The 16,876-nt window shown below is 37.8% G+C and carries 12 protein-coding genes; 2 read left to right on the top strand and 10 right to left on the bottom strand.

Features of this window, described 5'->3' with window-relative positions:
• Positions 1 to 52: 52 nt before the first annotated feature.
• The 10 genes from LT090_RS08750 to LT090_RS08800 all read right to left on the bottom strand — a co-directional run bounded on the left by LT090_RS08750 (position 53) and on the right by LT090_RS08800 (position 14,853).
• Positions 53 to 745 carry a hypothetical protein gene (locus LT090_RS08750; RefSeq protein WP_068546304.1) on the bottom strand — a complete coding sequence of 231 codons (693 nt, stop codon included), beginning with the start codon at positions 743 to 745 and terminating at the stop codon, positions 53 to 55.
• A 55-nt stretch (positions 746 to 800) separates the two neighbouring features.
• Entirely contained in the window at positions 801 to 1,214 is a 414-nt protein-coding gene (locus LT090_RS08755) for a hypothetical protein (protein ID WP_068546303.1), read from the bottom strand.
• A gap of 439 nt (positions 1,215 to 1,653) precedes the next feature.
• Entirely contained in the window at positions 1,654 to 4,425 is a 2,772-nt protein-coding gene (locus tag LT090_RS08765) for a serine/threonine protein kinase (RefSeq protein WP_070795926.1), read from the bottom strand.
• A 1-nt stretch (position 4,426) separates the two neighbouring features.
• Positions 4,427 to 7,240 (bottom strand): serine/threonine protein kinase, encoded by a 2,814-nt coding sequence (locus LT090_RS08770; protein ID WP_070795928.1) that lies wholly within the window; start codon positions 7,238 to 7,240, stop codon positions 4,427 to 4,429.
• Positions 7,241 to 7,425: 185 nt separating this feature from the next.
• The gene (locus tag LT090_RS08775; protein ID WP_068547693.1) at positions 7,426 to 8,463 is read right to left on the bottom strand and encodes an FHA domain-containing protein; all 1,038 of its coding nucleotides are present in this window, start codon (positions 8,461 to 8,463) and stop codon (positions 7,426 to 7,428) included.
• 45 nt (positions 8,464 to 8,508) lie between these two features.
• On the bottom strand, positions 8,509 to 10,146 hold the full coding sequence (locus tag LT090_RS08780; protein WP_068547692.1) for an ECF transporter S component: 1,638 nt from the start codon (positions 10,144 to 10,146) through the stop codon (positions 8,509 to 8,511).
• A gap of 190 nt (positions 10,147 to 10,336) precedes the next feature.
• A complete protein-coding gene (locus LT090_RS08785; RefSeq protein WP_068547691.1) occupies positions 10,337 to 12,190 on the bottom strand; it encodes a hypothetical protein in 1,854 nt (617 codons plus the stop codon).
• A 347-nt stretch (positions 12,191 to 12,537) separates the two neighbouring features.
• On the bottom strand, positions 12,538 to 13,119 hold the full coding sequence (locus LT090_RS08790) for a hypothetical protein (RefSeq protein ID WP_068547690.1): 582 nt from the start codon (positions 13,117 to 13,119) through the stop codon (positions 12,538 to 12,540).
• Positions 13,120 to 13,141: 22 nt separating this feature from the next.
• Positions 13,142 to 13,984: a hypothetical protein gene (locus LT090_RS08795; RefSeq protein WP_068547689.1), complete on the bottom strand. Its 843-nt coding sequence runs from the start codon at positions 13,982 to 13,984 to the stop codon at positions 13,142 to 13,144.
• Positions 13,985 to 14,004: 20 nt separating this feature from the next.
• Entirely contained in the window at positions 14,005 to 14,853 is an 849-nt protein-coding gene (locus tag LT090_RS08800; protein ID WP_068547688.1) for a sigma-70 family RNA polymerase sigma factor, read from the bottom strand.
• A gap of 214 nt (positions 14,854 to 15,067) precedes the next feature.
• Here LT090_RS08800 and LT090_RS08805 point away from each other — a divergent pair, with 214 nt between their 5' ends.
• Both LT090_RS08805 and LT090_RS08810 read left to right on the top strand, forming a co-directional pair.
• Positions 15,068 to 16,420 (top strand): hypothetical protein, encoded by a 1,353-nt coding sequence (locus tag LT090_RS08805; RefSeq protein WP_068547687.1) that lies wholly within the window; start codon positions 15,068 to 15,070, stop codon positions 16,418 to 16,420.
• 23 nt (positions 16,421 to 16,443) lie between these two features.
• Positions 16,444 to 16,794: a hypothetical protein gene (locus LT090_RS08810; protein WP_068547686.1), complete on the top strand. Its 351-nt coding sequence runs from the start codon at positions 16,444 to 16,446 to the stop codon at positions 16,792 to 16,794.
• Positions 16,795 to 16,876 lie beyond the last annotated feature (82 nt).

The raw sequence follows: 16,876 nt of genomic DNA on the forward strand, positions 1-16,876 counted from the left end.
TGCCTATCAATTCTTTAGCCTGCTTGACTTGAGATAAGGTTAATCCTGTCGTTCAGTTTCCATTTTTACAGATATTTTTAATATATGATTCAAAGGCTAGCACGTATGTTGTCAACACTCCTGACTCAAAACCGTCCCTATCATCTATAATACTACCTTGATTATTTTGGAGTGCTTTTAGAGACAAGTAACATTGTTCCATATACGATAATGGAAAAGTAGCGATAGAGACTTTTTCCAACGTCGATATTACTCGCAAGTTACCTTTAATAATTGCGCCACGAGGAGAGTGACCAGATAAATTGCTCTCGCCTACGTTTCGATATACCCGAGCTATCACTAATGTTATCGCTTCGAATACTGAACGATGTGGCGACTTAAACATCGGTGTTCCCCGCCAAGGACAGGTTATAATTTCAATGTATTTTGTCTCGTCACAAGGAGTATTACTTTCTAAATATTGGAGTTTAAATCTATCGGAAAGGTCTCTAATCATATTGTTACAAAAAGAATTATAGATTGATACGTCATTATTTTTTTTCTTACTATTTTTATGACCATTGTTTTTTATATTAATCCGGTAAAGAAAAAAGCAAAGCATTGTCGAAATAATTAACGATACGGCTATCAAAACCAAATCATCAATAAAGACTAAGGTCATGATAAAACAATAGATAATTATGATTATAGAAATTTTGGCGTAATATTTTCGAATGGCTACTTCAGTAGTTTTTTCTTTATCCATGATATCACCTACTGTTCCCGTTCAACTTTAATAGCAATAAACATATCCTATATAACTAGTGCTCATTTACTGAACCTATGCAGAATCCCTCTCCTTCAGCGGATACGACAATCTTGGGTACTGGCTTTGCTTTAATTATGTTTGATGCAGGGCAACGGGTAGTATTGATCAAGTAGTTTTGCTTATTAACATCTAAAATCCAATAATTCTCCACTACTAATTGCTCAAATTTAATCTTCATGCCGACGGTATGATCGTTTGGGTAACCTTTACTAAGATAAGTCTCTGTCTTGCTAAAAATATGCCAATGATCTGTGCTGCCGAGATAGCGAATATTAGAGGTAAGTTGAGTTGGTCCTATTTGTTTAAGTTTCTCAATTGTCTTAATGCTAATATGCAAGCTTCGACTACCAGAGGCTTCCGTAACAAATGATACGACCACTAATAAAGATAACAGAATAAATTTCATTGAGTGTCCTTTGTAGCTTTAATTGCGATGCACTTCATATACATTTTGCTAATTAACCTTTGCTCGTGAGCAACATCATACTGTGTCGATATTTTCCTAGACTACTAACCATAACTTCTGTTTAAATAGTTTTATAAATACTTTATTTCTAAGGATAATCATGGTCGCTCGTTTCTCACTTACCTGCCCGAACTGCAAAAATGATACTTTCAAAGCGGTACAGCTAATTAATGATTTTCCACAGTTTCAACAAGAAAACGAGTGGCAAAGCCAGCTAAGTTTTCAATGCCAAGAATGCAATTCAAAATTGGCCCAAATTGACGAGGATCACTCTGGCAAAATTAGTTGCAGTATAAATTCTCAATAACACATACGACACCAATTCGCGTCAACATCATTAACCTTATAATTGGCTCACTTTATTGAACCTTTTTATAAACTATTTCACTACAACCATGCCACACATTTTTAAGTAGTTTTGAAAAGGAACTGTTTCAACGAAGTTATCTTTTGTTTTGAAATCAATCTTTTTAGTTACAGAATAATTTTTAGGCTTACCATCGCTCTTTTTGACAGAATAGGAATAAACGTCATAGTCAAATATAAGTCGAAGGCTATCTCTAACACTTTTATAATCTAATTTAACAGTGCGCCCTTCTTTTAATAACATTTTGTAGCCGACTAAATAATCGGTGGTTCTGTACGTTTTCCAGTGCCAAGTTCGTGCGGTTCCATCCCTTTCGTCCCATGTGTCATAAACTGATGTGATTTTTTTATCGGCATAATCGTATCCCGTTTCACCCCAGCCCTCCAAAATGCACTGACCGTTCTCATCGAGTTTATGTGTAAAGTTACGGTTAAATCTTGTCGTTGTTCTTGACCCTTCGTCTGTTCTAACTATCTTTTGACTTCTACCACTTCGATTCAAGTCATATAGATAGTCTTTAGCTTTAGATTTTCGATTCGCAATTACCTTTTCCCTTTCTTTTTTGCGTTTAGCCTTTTGTCTTTCCTTTTCTTCCTGTTGCCATCGAGCTTTAACTTGATTCACTTCAGGGGATGAATCAGATATGCCCTGACTATAATTTTCATATGATTGTTCATATAACGTTCGGGCCTCACTATATTCCGCAGTATCTAACTTCGCTGTTGCATTCTCATATTGAGACAAACCCAGTGTTACAGAGTTAGGGGTGTTTTTTAAGCCATATTTATTTTTATGCGCTTCCCATTTGGTATGAGCTTCCTGAATTATTGGAAGATATTCAAGAATAACATCAATATTTTCAAATTCTGAATTTAAACTCTGCCAAGAATCGACCACTTCACTTAATGTATTCAGGGCAGACTCCATTTCCTTTTCAGATTTAGCTAATTTCAACAGAGTTTCGCCTGAAGACTGCTCGCCTTCAATATCAACTATTAGCTGACCGTTTTCTAATCCATCAACCGCTAAAACGTGGTAACTTTCATGATACCAGGTATCAACATTGTCTCTTTGCGATTGTTGATAATTAGCTTTGACTTGTCGTATCGATTCATCAAAACGCTTTCTTAGCACCTTAATTTTACCCAGTAACTTTCCTGCTTCTGCTTTTTGTGAGGCAATCAGCTCTTTATCTACTGGCTTCAAAAAGTCTAAATGACCATTTACACCGGCATATCCTAAGCCACCTATGAACATTAAAACAAACATAACAATGGCAAATTTGTTGGGACCTTTTGTTTGTAGATGGCTACTGCTTGAACTCGCTTTATTCTGAACTCGTTTTTTGCTTTTTGGTGAAGTGCCCTTTCCATTTTGAATCGCTTGATTAAACGCTGATATATCTGAAAATCGCTTTTCTGCCCGTGGCGATAATGCTTGCATGATGGCATCAGCCATAGCTGCAGGAATATCGGCTCTTACCTCACTAATCGGTTCAATTGCACCTGCTGGTACTTCTCCCGTTAATAGCTCGTATGCAAGTACGGCAACAGCGTACTGGTCAGCTCGGCCGTCAATATTTTCTAGGCCTTTTAGTTGCTCTGGCGCCATATAGTATGCGGTGCCCATTGCCGCACCGGTTTGAGTGCGTTGGCTGCTCGATTGTAACTGAGCGATACCAAAGTCCATCAACTTAATTTTGCCATCGCTACCAATCCAGATATTTTCTGGCTTTATGTCTCTGTGCACCGTTGTTTCATGGGCGTTCTTTAGGCCAATGCAAATAGCATCGATGTATTCTTTTACATCGTCAATATCAAATGGTCGACCTACTGTGCTTTGATTGTCCATAACCTGACGTAAGTCTTGCCCTTCTAACAGCTCCATTGTTAGAAAATATAAGGTATCACCATCGTCATGTTGGTGGGTTTGTACGTCAAACACATTTACAATATTTGGATGGCTCAACATCGAGCTCACCCGGGCTTCATTTAAAAAACGTTCTAACGCTCGCTCATTTTTGGTTAAACTCGGAAGTAATAGTTTAATCGCTATATCTTCGCCACGATTTTTGTCAAAGGCACGATAGACTACGCCCATTCCGCCCTGACCAATTAACTCTTTCACTTCATAGCGATTTGCAATAACTTGCCCTGGCTGTAATTCAACCTGAGGAACATCACTAGGTGATAAGCCAGGTAAATCTGCAAGTTTAGTTTGCGAAAGAACCGAAGATGACTTGCTTACACTCGCCTTAGTTGGTTCTGGCTGAGACTTTTCAGGTTGTGAGCTTTTTCCTTTACCAAACAAATCATCCAAATTATCCATTTGTTGAGCTAGTGTTTTGCTGTTGTCGGAACTTTGCTGGTTAAGTACTTGGTAAGCTTGTTCAATTTTATCTAGCACTTTAGCGAATTTTTTCTGTAACGCTGGTGTGGCAGCCGCTTCCATTTTGGCTAGAACAGAGCTTTTCTTTTGTTGATATTCTCGCGTAACGTCTTCTAAGCGTGCGCTTTCTGGTAGATTAAATGTTTTGTAAGCGCTTTTAAGATCTGTCGTTACAATACTATTTTGTGATGCTGTAGCGGTTAAACTAGTTAAGGTTAAATAAGCTTGTTCAACTTTATCTAACACCATAGCAAATTTCTTAGCTAATGCAGGTGTTGCAGCATTCGCTATTTTTTTATCTAAGTCTGATTTTTTATCACGGTAAGCATTAACTATTTCTTGTTCATTTGCATGTTCTTTAACACTTAAAATTTTAAACGCAGATTTTTGTTCCATTCTAATTCACCGTATTACAAGCTTGTGCATACATATCTAAGTTTTTGTCCACAGTTGAAAAATCAGATGATTCCCAATAAGTTGACTTAGAATCCTTTTTACAATTCCTTGATCCGCAAATACTCGCTGTTAACTTTAACCAGTCTGACTGTTTTTTTACCGTTACCGGATTATTTTTCGAAACAAGTACAGTTATAGTGTTGTTTATACTGGAACTACCATCACTCGAGTATGATGTTCGTCGACATTCGGCATAAGCAGGACTATTAAAATAATCACCACGTCTAATTGGCTCCCAATCTAATCGTTGTTCTCCAGATGCACATCTTGTTGTTCCCTCTCTAGTGTAGGTACTATAATATTTCGAATAGTATTTCCGACTTCCTGCAGCTTTTACTGTCAGTTCGCATTGGCCGTTCTGGTTGAAAGATGATGAGTAAGTTAACTTTCCTTTATAAACACTTTTAGAGTCGGAATCATAGTCTGTTTCAGAAAAAGATTTAGGTAAATTTTTTAAAGCGGTATCTATTGCCTTTTGTCTTTTCTCTCTTGCTTCATTCGCCGCTTTAGCCATTGCCGCTTTTTTCCATTTAGCTTTTGTAGCGGTTACTTCTTTATTTGTATCATCGATCGCTTGCTGATACTTTTCCTGTGATTGAATTAATAAATCTATACTTTCTACAAATTCACTTTTTGCAATAGACTCCATTGCTTGTTGATTAAGTAAGTCAGCTTCATTTAGAGAACTAGGTATATTTTGAATTTGATATTTATCTAAATGATTGTTCCATTCATTTATAACAGAATCGACTTTTTGTGCATTGTCCAATATCGTATCGATATGAGCAAAGTTATCATTAAGCTTTTGCCAACCGCTAACAGCGCCCTCAAGCGTATCAACAGCAACATCAATCTCTTTGCTATTTTCGGCTGATGTTAATAGCACCTGAGCAGAAGATTGCTCGCCTTCCAAGTCAACAATATCATCGCTATTTTCTAAATACTCTACAGCCAAATTATGGTAATTTTCGTAATACCAAAGATCTTTATTATCCTTTTGGGCCTGCTTATAACTCGCTTTTATATCTCGCATTGATGTATCAAAACGTTTTCTTAGCACCTTAATTTTACCCAGTAACTTTCCTGCTTCTGCTTTTTGTGAGGCAATCAGCTCTTTATCTACTGGCTTCAAAAAGTCTAAATGACCATTTACACCGGCATATCCTAAGCCACCTATGAACATTAAAACAAACATAACAATGGCAAATTTGTTGGGACCTTTTGTTTGTAGATGGCTACTGCTTGAACTCGCTTTATTCTGAACTCGTTTTTTGCTTTTTGGTGAAGTGCCCTTTCCATTTTGAATCGCTTGATTAAACGCTGATATGTCTGGAAATCGTTTTTCTGCCCGTGGCGACAATGCTTGCATGATGGCATCAGCCATAGCAGCTGGAATATCGGCTCTTACCTCACTAATCGGTTCAATTGCACCAGCAGGTACTTCTCCCGTTAATAGCTCGTAAGCAAGTACCGCAACAGCGTACTGGTCAGCTCGGCCGTCAATATTATCTAGGCCTTTTAGTTGCTCTGGCGCCATATAGTATGCGGTACCCATTGCCGCACCGGTTTGAGTGCGTTGGCTGCTCGATTGTAACTGAGCGATACCAAAGTCCATCAACTTAATTTTGCCATCGCTACCAATCCAGATATTTTCTGGCTTTATGTCTCTGTGCACCGTTGTTTCATGGGCGTTCTTTAGGCCAATGCAAATAGCATCGATGTATTCTTTTACATCGTCAATATCAAATGGTCGACCTACTGTGCTTTGATTGTCCATAACCTGACGTAAGTCTTGCCCTTCTAACAGCTCCATTGTTAGAAAATATAAGGTATCACCATCGTCATGTTGATGGGTTTGTACGTCAAACACATTTACAATATTTGGATGGCTCAACATCGAGCTCACCCGGGCTTCATTTAAAAAACGTTCTAACGCTCGCTCATTTTTGGTTAAACTCGGAAGTAATAGTTTAATCGCTATATCTTCGCCACGATTTTTGTCAAAGGCACGATAGACTACGCCCATTCCGCCCTGACCAATTAACTCTTTCACCTCATAGCGATTTGCAATAACTTGCCCTGGTTGTAATTCAACCTGAGGTACATCACTAGGTGATAAGCCAGGTAAATCTGCAAGTTTAGTTTGCGAAAGAACCGAAGATGACTTGCTTACACTCGCCTTAGTTGGTTCTGGCTGAGACTTTTCAGGCTGCGAGCTTTTCCCTTTACCAAACAAATCATCCAAATTATCCATTTGTTGAGCTAGTGTTTTGCTGTTGTCGGAACTTTGCTGGTTAAGTACTTGGTAAGCTTGTTCAATTTTATCTAGCACTTTAGCGAATTTTTTCTGTAACGCTGGTGTGGCAGCCGCTTCCATTTTATCCAATAATGCTGATTTCTTTATTTGGAAAGCTTTAGTAATTGCATCTGCAGAATCATCTTCGTTTGCGCCAATTACTTTTAATGCTGTTTGATAGGCCTGTTGATCTGTAGCATTCTTTTTATCTAGTATATTATGTTCACTTGCAGCATTAGTTGCTTTCTTGGTATTGGTAATAGCGCCTTCAGTAATCAAATTGTGAGCTTGTTCTATTTTGGTAAGTACCGTTTGAAACTTTTTTGCAAGCGCTGGCGTCGCAGCCGACTCAATCTTCGCTTTTAGATCATTACTCTTTTGTTGATATGCTAATTCAATCTCTTGTTTATTTGCATTTTCAGTTAAACTGAGTACTTTAAATGCGCTATGTTTGTCCATTTGGTTTCTCTATTATAATTATAGCAATTTGGTTTATGATGCTTAACTTTCAAATTCTTTATCAGGAAATTGATTTGCTAAATTGCTTGTAATTCCTTTGATAATCGAATCGAAGTATTCTTTTCGATTATAATTATTCGGAACTAGGATCTCTAACGTATATAACGCCATTATTAACGACCTTGTTAGCAAAACGCTCTCAAAATTGAGTCTGAAAACTTAAACAATGATGCCTCACCTATTACAACCCAGCCTTGTTTACGCTTTGATAAAGAGGGGTCATTAACTATTTGCATTGGACCAGAGCCGTTTACATGCCTTACTTCGTGGTTATCTGATTTGTCGTAATAAATCCAAGCACCATCTTCATATACAACCTCGCCTTGTAATTCATCTAAAGCAGGATCTGGAATGAAAATATCACATTCGTCAGAGCAACCTATGGTAATACGACTATTTTTTGAGAATTCAAATTGCTCACCGTCAACCTCAATTATCAGCTTATTACTCAGAGGTTGAGGCGACTCATTGTTTTGAGGTATTTCCTCTTGTTCATCAGTTACATTATCTTCTTTTTCGTCCTTATCATCGTCAGGTTCGCCAAAAATCAAACCATAAACAACACTCAATACTATCAATACACCAGGTGCCATAATTAAAAGATAAAACCAAAGCTCACCACCGTGTTTATGTTCATAAATAACTAATATATTATCCGCTAAGGTGATTCCTTCGAATTGATTTACCTGGTCGATTTCTTTTTGATACAGGTTATCGATAGTGATGCTCTTAGCCTCCCCATCTATCACATTGCCAGAAGACATATATTTATCCATATAAGACTCCAACTTATCAACAGTGATAGTTGGAGACAGCCTTATCAACATAGATGTTTTAACTTCTTCTCCATTTTGCCACTTTTGGTATTCGCTTTCATTCAGCACTGGTGCCACTATAACCGTGATATCTTTTTTGTTATCAGCAACCCCATAGTCACCCGCTAGACGATTTTTACCTTCAAACTCATATTCATAGGTGTATCCACCCGTGAATTTTGCATTTTTAACGGCTATAAATGACAGTTCTTTATCTTTAACGTTTACCTGGTCAACATGAATTGGCTCTATCTGAGAAAATTGAAAGTTTTCATATAAACCTTTACCACCTTCCCACACTCCTAAGCCTACGAGGTACAGTAACCCTAAACCTAATAAGAATTGCATTTTATGTTCCTTAAATTTTTTAAATTTTTTCTACAACCGTTTCCGTTAAACGGTTCCTAACTTTAAGCCAATTTCACACCCAGATAACGACAATTCAATGTTATCTTTCACCTTTAATAATTGGTGCGCTTCAATTTCTCTCCACTCGCTATTTGAACTAGCAGCTCTAAACTTAATATTGTCTTCTTGAGTTTTATTCACCACGTACCAGTCATTACCATCAAAATGAAGATCAGCTTGGTGCTCTTCCAACATTGGATCCGCAATAAAAATATCAGCCTTGTCTGAGCAGCCAATAGATGTATTAAAAGCTTGCCCTTGATAACCTTCAACTTTTACCTGCTCATCCTCTGTGAGAACGGTTATAGAAACTCGTTGAGTGCTTTTCACATCGGGTGACTGAACAGTGTCCTGAGTGGTACCTTTAACCAAGTTTCCCTGTTTATCGAATGAGTTTTCAACTAAGCTTAACAGCCCTGAAGCATATACTTTGTTCTCACGACTAAAAATGGTACTTATTAACATAATCCATCCTATAATAGGAATGATAACTGCTATGGCCATTTTCCCTTGTGATGACATTTCAGGGTGAAACGTCAGTTCATTTTTATTGGTAAAACGAATGCGAACTGCCTTGCCATTTTGACGAACTACAAGCAAAGACTTGTGCACACCCCAACCATCTTGCACCCTAGCTTCAATGTTTGAACTTAAAAATGTTTGTAAAACATCTTTATCAGGCAAATTGTCAAATTGAAGTTTTTTAGTATTACTTTTAGTGCCTTGAATAAGATTCGATTCTAAATGCTGAGGCTCTACTCGGGAGTTCATGCTATTCGAATTAATTGAGTTTTGACTAGAAATTTTATCTTGCTCACCTGAGAGAAAGCTATTACCTTCAGCTTTTTTAGCAATAAATGCTGCAATAAAAAACAATACACCTACACTAGCAAACATGAAGAAGGTCTTTTCACGTATTGAATACATTGAAAGAGCCCAGCCAACAAAGGTAAGAGCAAGCGCGCCATTTATATTCCACAGTATTCTTGCTTGCGAAACGCTATTTTTTAATTTGACTTGAACCAAAGAATACAAGCTAATAACACTAATTAATATTGGTAGCCAGAATGCTGCTTTTAGACCTTCGATTAACTCTATGATGTCGAAATTAGAATCATCCAAAATTCCCCATGAATACCAAGTCGGGTAACAAATCGCCAATACCGCGATGGCTATAGAGATGTATTCAAGTTTTTTATTAGTGGCTGATTGGCTGTCTTCACTATGATATAGTTTTTGAGAATTATTTATACTCGCAACATGAACTTTATGGGCGCAATATGCAGTAACAACAAACAGAATATTCGCGAATATGAAAATGCTATAAAACGGATAAAACCCGTCATCGATTATTGCCTTAGACCAAAATACAAGTCCTAATACACCAGCTCCGACCCATATATTACGAGCAACATTCATACTCGTACCTACTATGGTGGCAATTAACGCAAAACAAGCAATTGGCAAGCTCGCATGTAATATCCAGGCATACCACTCTAGGTATTCAAAATGCTCAGCCAACCCAATACCTTCAGCTTGTAGGTAAAGAAAAAAAGAAACTTCTTCCCATACCAGCGGTGCAATACCCAAGATCCCAAGTATAATGACGATCTTTTTCGACATATTCATATTCCTTAATTATATTTCTTGTCTTTCTTAACTCATTTATTACGTCTAACGATTCCAATATCGACTAGCGACGTTTATCCAATTAACAAAATCTGATTTTTATTTTTGCAACGTTTTATCGCTCTCAATGCGAACGATTTAAACAAAACGCTCTTACTTAATTATTTTAATCAGGCATTTCGGTTTAAATAGAACGCAATAAACTTTGTGCATCGCTTTTCAGCCGTTCAAGTTGTCGTTCAATACTCTGCCATTGGCGCAACTCTTGCTCTATTTGCAATTGTTGTTGCTGCTGTTGCTGTTGCTCTAGTTTTGCTTTTTCTTGAGTACTCTCTTGAAAGTCTTGGATCGTGTCTTGTAAGTTTTTTTGCATTCTGCGCTTTTGCACGTCCAACACATCGAAAATTTGCTGTTGGATAAACCTTTGCACATCACCGACCACTCGGCGTGCCTCACTCTTTAGCCCATCGCTTACTTTGACTAACTCTTTATCTAAACGCTCAGCATCTTCTTTAGGCCACTGTATGTAGGTATATAAAAATCCACCAATTAATATTATTGGCGCAAAAATCATCAAGCTTTGACGCAAGTCCATATCCCAACCAGCTTTTGCAACCCCACCTAACACCACAGTGGCCATTGATAAGCCCATTATTAGTTTTCTGCTTTCGCCTAAACGAGTCATAGTTGTACGTTTAGGCATTTCTCCTCGGTAATTTAGAGTTACTTCAACGCGTTGCTCCAGTGCATCATAAATATCGTGACAGTCTCTTATTTGCAATTGCTTAAGTTTTGGCATGGCTAATGTTTGTAGACGTTGGTTTAGATCCACTAGCACACTTTGAAGTTGGCTTTGCGTTTGCTGGTAATACTGTTTAATCGCGCCTTTAGACTCTTTAATAATTAAGTAACGAAGGTCTGATAAAGTATTTTCATCTATCGCTAGTTTAATAACTGAATGTGAAAGTTCTGACGTTAAATTTTCAAAACTAATATCATCAATGGCCGCCGTTACCATTTTGCTAAGTGATGAGTACTGTAATGATAATTGCTGTATGTTGGCGTCAATATCTTTACGTGCTGTGATCAATTCATCATCTAAATATTGGCGAATTTTATCGGTTTCTCTACGATCAATACCTAGTGTATTAACGCCAGCTGGTTTTAAGCGTGATTTTCTTTGCTCTAAAACGCCCGCTTCTTGCTGATAACGTTCAAATACTGCATTAAGCTTGTTACTAAGTTTATTGGCATAAAAGTGTTCAATAAACTGCTGGCGATATTTATCGGTTAACTTAGTTAAAGAACTCGGTAATGCTGCGGCAATATGCTTGGTGATCAATGTAGGAGCTAAAGTAACTGGCGCTTTATTGTGTTGTTCCCACCAGCCGACTGCAGGTAAATTAACATCTTCCTCTAACTCATCCACAGTGAGCAATGGCATAAACCCTTGCATGTTACTGGTCAATGCTTCTACTGCATCATGATCTTCGCGCGACAAGGTATAACGCAATGGTGCTGCCACCATTGCAACATTAGTTTGCGAAACCATAGCGTTTAATAAACTAGGAGAGTCGAGCAGTGCTGCAGCGTTATCTGGAATCAGTAGCTTTAAAGCAATTAACTTACGGCTACTTGGTGCTTGTAGAGTAAATGGATTGGTGACACTGGCTTTGGTCGCCCCCATTTCTATTTGTAATGCTTGTACAAACGCTTGTTGCTGTTCAAACGTTTGCTGTTGCTTTTTCAATAATCCAAATGAAAAATCGCCATCGGATACCGTCAATTCGACAAAACCAGGCCATTGTTTACTATCAACATTAAAACCTTTAAATGCATCACCATAAAGCCAGTTTAGTGTTTGTTCTAAACAATCCGGTGTTAGACCAAGTAACGCTACGGTAAACACAGGGTTTTGCATTTCACTAAGCAACTTAGCAATATTGTCAGTTAGCGGTGTTTCTGCTTGTCCGCGCTCAAGTTGCTCACAAATTGACAGCGCGCTTTGCGCAATAACCGAAAGTTTTTGATTTACCATAATTTAATTATTCATTTATTATTTTTATTAAAGCTGTCCTTGCTATAAACAAGAGTTATTGCGTGAATTAAATGTTGTTTGTATACATAAAAACACACCTTTATATTACATAATTACAAAATAAAATACAGTTCAAAATAAATCTAATATTTGTCTTTTTAACTATCAATCTTGTCCCTGTATACTATTGTTCTAAGTTGAATGACTAATGTTTTTAATGTTACTCGGATTTCTGATGCTAATTTTGTTACATTGCTTTAAATTTATTTGTTAACGCCGGATTATTATCCGGCTAATTTAAGTGCAAAAAGCTCTGTTGGCTTTTTTTGCCTCAACGTCGATTAACATTAATTATTACTTATCGCTTTTTGTAATTCTTGATCAGCTTTGTATGCTCGAAATTCTTCATAGATCACAGAGTCGTCTTGAGCATCTAATGTCGCTTTACTGTTTTGTTTCATTTTTGCGTAGAACTCTTTAGTTTCATCTCCGTTCAGTTCAACTAACACACACAGTTGTTCTTTATCTGACACTTCATATACGCCCATTTTAATTGCTTTAGTACCTACTAACGTTTGTTGAACGAGCTGTTGCCCACTTTGAGTAAAATTCGTACCTACGTTTAAACCGTCAGTGGTTTTAGTTTTACTTTGAAAGCTTTTTGCCAAAAACGATACTTTACGTTCAAGTTGGCCAGCTAGTTGCTCACTTGCTAGTACTACCGCTTCACTTTTATCTACATTGATGGTTCCGGAGTACTGAACACATGCACTATCTGCAAGCCCCTTTTCAGAAGTCGGCGTTGTTACCCAACTAGGTAAGTTTTTAAGTGCACCGGAATCATTTCCTGAGTTGGTATTTGAACATGCAGCAATAGTACTGATTAATAATGTACTGATCGCAAGTTTGTTTAATGATGTTAATTTCATGGTCTTCTTCCCTAGTTTTAATTTATTGCTTATTGTTATAGACGGTCATTTTTGCATGTTGCTTCAAAGTATTTCCTAACTCACACCACTGTGACTTAGTTGAGGGGTTAAATACAATCATTTCCGCTGGATATTTCTTTACAAGATCATTAAATCTTTGCTTTAGTGTAGCAAGCTGTTGAGCGCTATTTTCGCTATTACAGTTTTTTTTATTTAACGCTAATGCTGCCACCGCCAAAAAGGCAAACTCTTCTGCGGGTTTAGCAGGGGTGCCAATCTCTTGTGTCCAACCTAAATAGACAGCTAAATACATTTCCCAAGCAAACACAGGTACAGCATTACTGGCTAATACGGGCGCAGATTGTTGCTGGCCTTTTAGTAATGAAGTTGGCGCGGTTAATGGCTCAGTACTTAATGAATCGGCATTTACTTGCTCTGTAGAATTATTTTTTTCGGCAAGCAATTCACCTTGCGGAGTTTGATTATTAAACCAGAAAACCAATACCGTAACACAAGCAAATGACGCGGCACTGGCAATAATATTGCGCCACTTATTGCGAACATTAATGTCTTTACCTATATCTTTACCTGCACCCTTGCTCTTATCATTTAAGGTCTGCTCTTGTGCCTTTTTTGCTTCTAAACAATGTAACCATTGCTGCCTAAGAGCACTTTGGCTAGCTAGTGCGGTTTTAAAGACTAAATGTTGTTCAGCGCTAAGTTGCTTATCAACATAAGCGGCTAACACACTGTCCATATCATTAAAATCTGCAAACAGCTTTGTATCGGTTAACACTGAACTACGTTTTTGCTTAGCCAACACATTAGCAATCATATCTATAGAGTCATTACTTTGCTGTTTCATTAGCTGCTTATACCTTTATCCTATTCACTATGACCATTTACAGATTCTACAATTAGCCCTAATTCGATTAACGCAGTATGTAATTGCTGCCTAACAGAGGTTAATTTTCTCTGTACTGATGCCGCACTAATGTTTAGCAAGTCAGCAACTTTTCTGCTCGACAAGCCGTCTTCATAACTTAATGCTAATAATAAACGGTCGTCGTTATTAATATTTATCTGCTCAGCCAGTTTAGCTAAGGCATCGTTAGCATTAGACGGACAAGTTTGCTGGTTGCTGCTAGCTTTTTGCTCAGCAGAGTTGATTAATTCGCTAAGTAACGCTAGTGCATTTTGACGTTGGTTGTTGGCAATAGCTTGCTCTAATTGCTCTGAACTATCATCTGGCAGTTGCTCTAAGCCAAGTTCTGTGGTGCAGCACTCACTAAAACCTGGTTCACCACAACGAGGTATACGTTGTTTTATGGTTTTAATGGCATTAGCAATATAACCAGGTTGAAAATCATCTTTAAGCTTTTGTTCGATAAGCTCTGGCCATTGGCGCTCAAGACACAACATGCGCCATAGCTTTACCCAAGACGTACCTAAATCTTGTAACCAAACTGGTGGGCGTGGGCGGCCAAATTTGCGACGAGAAAAATCTTCGATTAACCGACTTGCCACAGAGTAGGCAAATGTTTCGGGTTTGCTGTTGCCAGAAAAGCTTAGTAGTCGTTGCCAGTTATCTGCCGATAACATCTCAATAATCTCGGTAACAGCTTCTTCGGCGAGCGCTGGTTGTACAAAACGTTTTGACGTCATCGCATTTAACTGTCTAAAAAAACGTTCTGTTAAAATCACAGCTGTCCAATCAATCGTTGTCCCTGACAATCTATCGTGTTCCTTAGCTTGTATACCAATAATTATTATTCTTATATTTTTTAACTATATACCAAGTATTTAGTAGTTTCATCATTAATCCTATATCCTAGTTATTTTTTATTTAAAAGTTGTTAACATAGTTTAAATAGGAGCGATAACGTGAGGCATAAACAATACTGGTCCGTCTAACTTATCATAAAATAAAAATCGATTAAGGCTAATAATGACACTCTCAGCTATCCGTTTGTTTTTGCTTAGTGCAATAGTACCGCTTTCCTTAAATGCTTTTGCTGACAATAAAAAGAGCAATGAAGAATTTGATCATAAACAGTCATTCAATCTTTTCAATCAACAGACAAAACAAACGTTTTCTGCATTCAGTGCCGCCAATGAAAAGTCTTACAACGAAGCATTCATCAGTGCCTGGCAAGAATTTAATCAGGCCATAGTTGAACCTGTTCCCAATATGCCTAAACCTAAAACGCAGCCTTTTGTTTCATCATCTCAAAAAACCGAAACATCCAGCAAGACTTCTAAATCGACACACGTTCAGCAACAAAAGGTACATTTAAGCTATCAAGGGTTTTATGGCCATACATTAGTTCAATTGCCACTAACATCACTACCAAAACTTAGTAATATCACAACACGAGCCTTGCGAACCTTTCGACAACAAGCATTGCATAACAGCAACTTTAACGAACTATTAAGCTTTTTAGCCTTTATGCAACAGCGAACTGAAGCGAAAACATACGCGACGGTCTTATTAAGTAAGCAAATATGTAAGCAGTATTATGCGGGTAATGCTGCCATTGCTTGCGCTTGGGTTTTAAACCAAAGTAGAGGATCAGATGTACGGCTTGGGATGCGCGATAAACAACTTTTATTGTTAGCAGCAAGTAGCCAACAATGGTACGAGCGCCCGTTCTTTAACGTGCAAAACCAGCGATTTTATGTGGTCAATCACAATGATTACCAACGCAGTGTCGGGCCCACGCAGCTTCAAACTCAAGGACATGGTGATGCCACAAAAGACGTAACTATTGCACTAAGTAGTGAGCTAAATCCTGCGCTTAAAAATACTATTAAGGTTATGCGCTTTAAACAACAATTAACCATAGACAGTGACCATCTTGCCTTTTTATATCAGCTGCCGCAATTGCACATAAGTGATTATTTAAATGACAACATTCCAGGTTATATAAAGAAACAAATAACTCCTTGGATAACAAACATGGCAGCTAATAACATGGATAGGTTTACGACTCTATTAAGCGAATTACAAACATTACCTTATCAAATTGACGATACTCAATTTGGCTATGAAAAACCGTTGACTTTAACCGAGCTTTTATACTTTCCATATAACGACTGTGAAGACCGCGTCTATGCGATGGCGGCGATAAATAAGCAGTGGCTAGGTTTAGAGTTAGCCGCGCTTTATTATCCAGGGCATTTAAGTGCAGCGATAAAAATAAATGACCAATGGCTCGAAGCCGATCCAACCTACCAAGGGGCAAGCATTGGCATGCGCCAACCGGCGTATAAAAACCATGAACCAGAGTTTTTCTTTTAAACACGTTTAAGTAAGAGAGTAAAATGAAAGCCAAAACACTTCATACGCTAGCACTTGCGTTAGTGATAAACAGCGCGAGTGCCTCGCCCACAAATAACGAATACATAAAATGCAATAAACTTGCGGTCGCGCTATTAGAGATGTGTTTAGCTGATACATCACCTTCGAGCAATGAGCAAGCTCAATGCTGGCAACGCTCAGAATCACAATTTAAGCAATGTAAGGCGCAGGTAAAAAATCGTCATATTAAAGACCCTGTACGCATAAAAGCAGAAAAAGCAGAAAAAGCAGAAAAAGCAGAAAAAGCAGAAAAAGCAGAAAAAGCAGAAAAAGCAGAAAAAGCAGCTAATTACAAAGCTAAAAATAGTAAATAGAAAGGAAAAAGTAATCGCTATTCTAATTAAACAAATAGCGCGTTATTTTTTCTAAAGTAAAGCGCCGGTTACGCAAAAATTT

This window comes from Thalassotalea crassostreae, assembly GCF_001831495.1.
Classification (GTDB): Bacteria; Pseudomonadota; Gammaproteobacteria; order Enterobacterales; family Alteromonadaceae; genus Thalassotalea_A; species Thalassotalea_A crassostreae.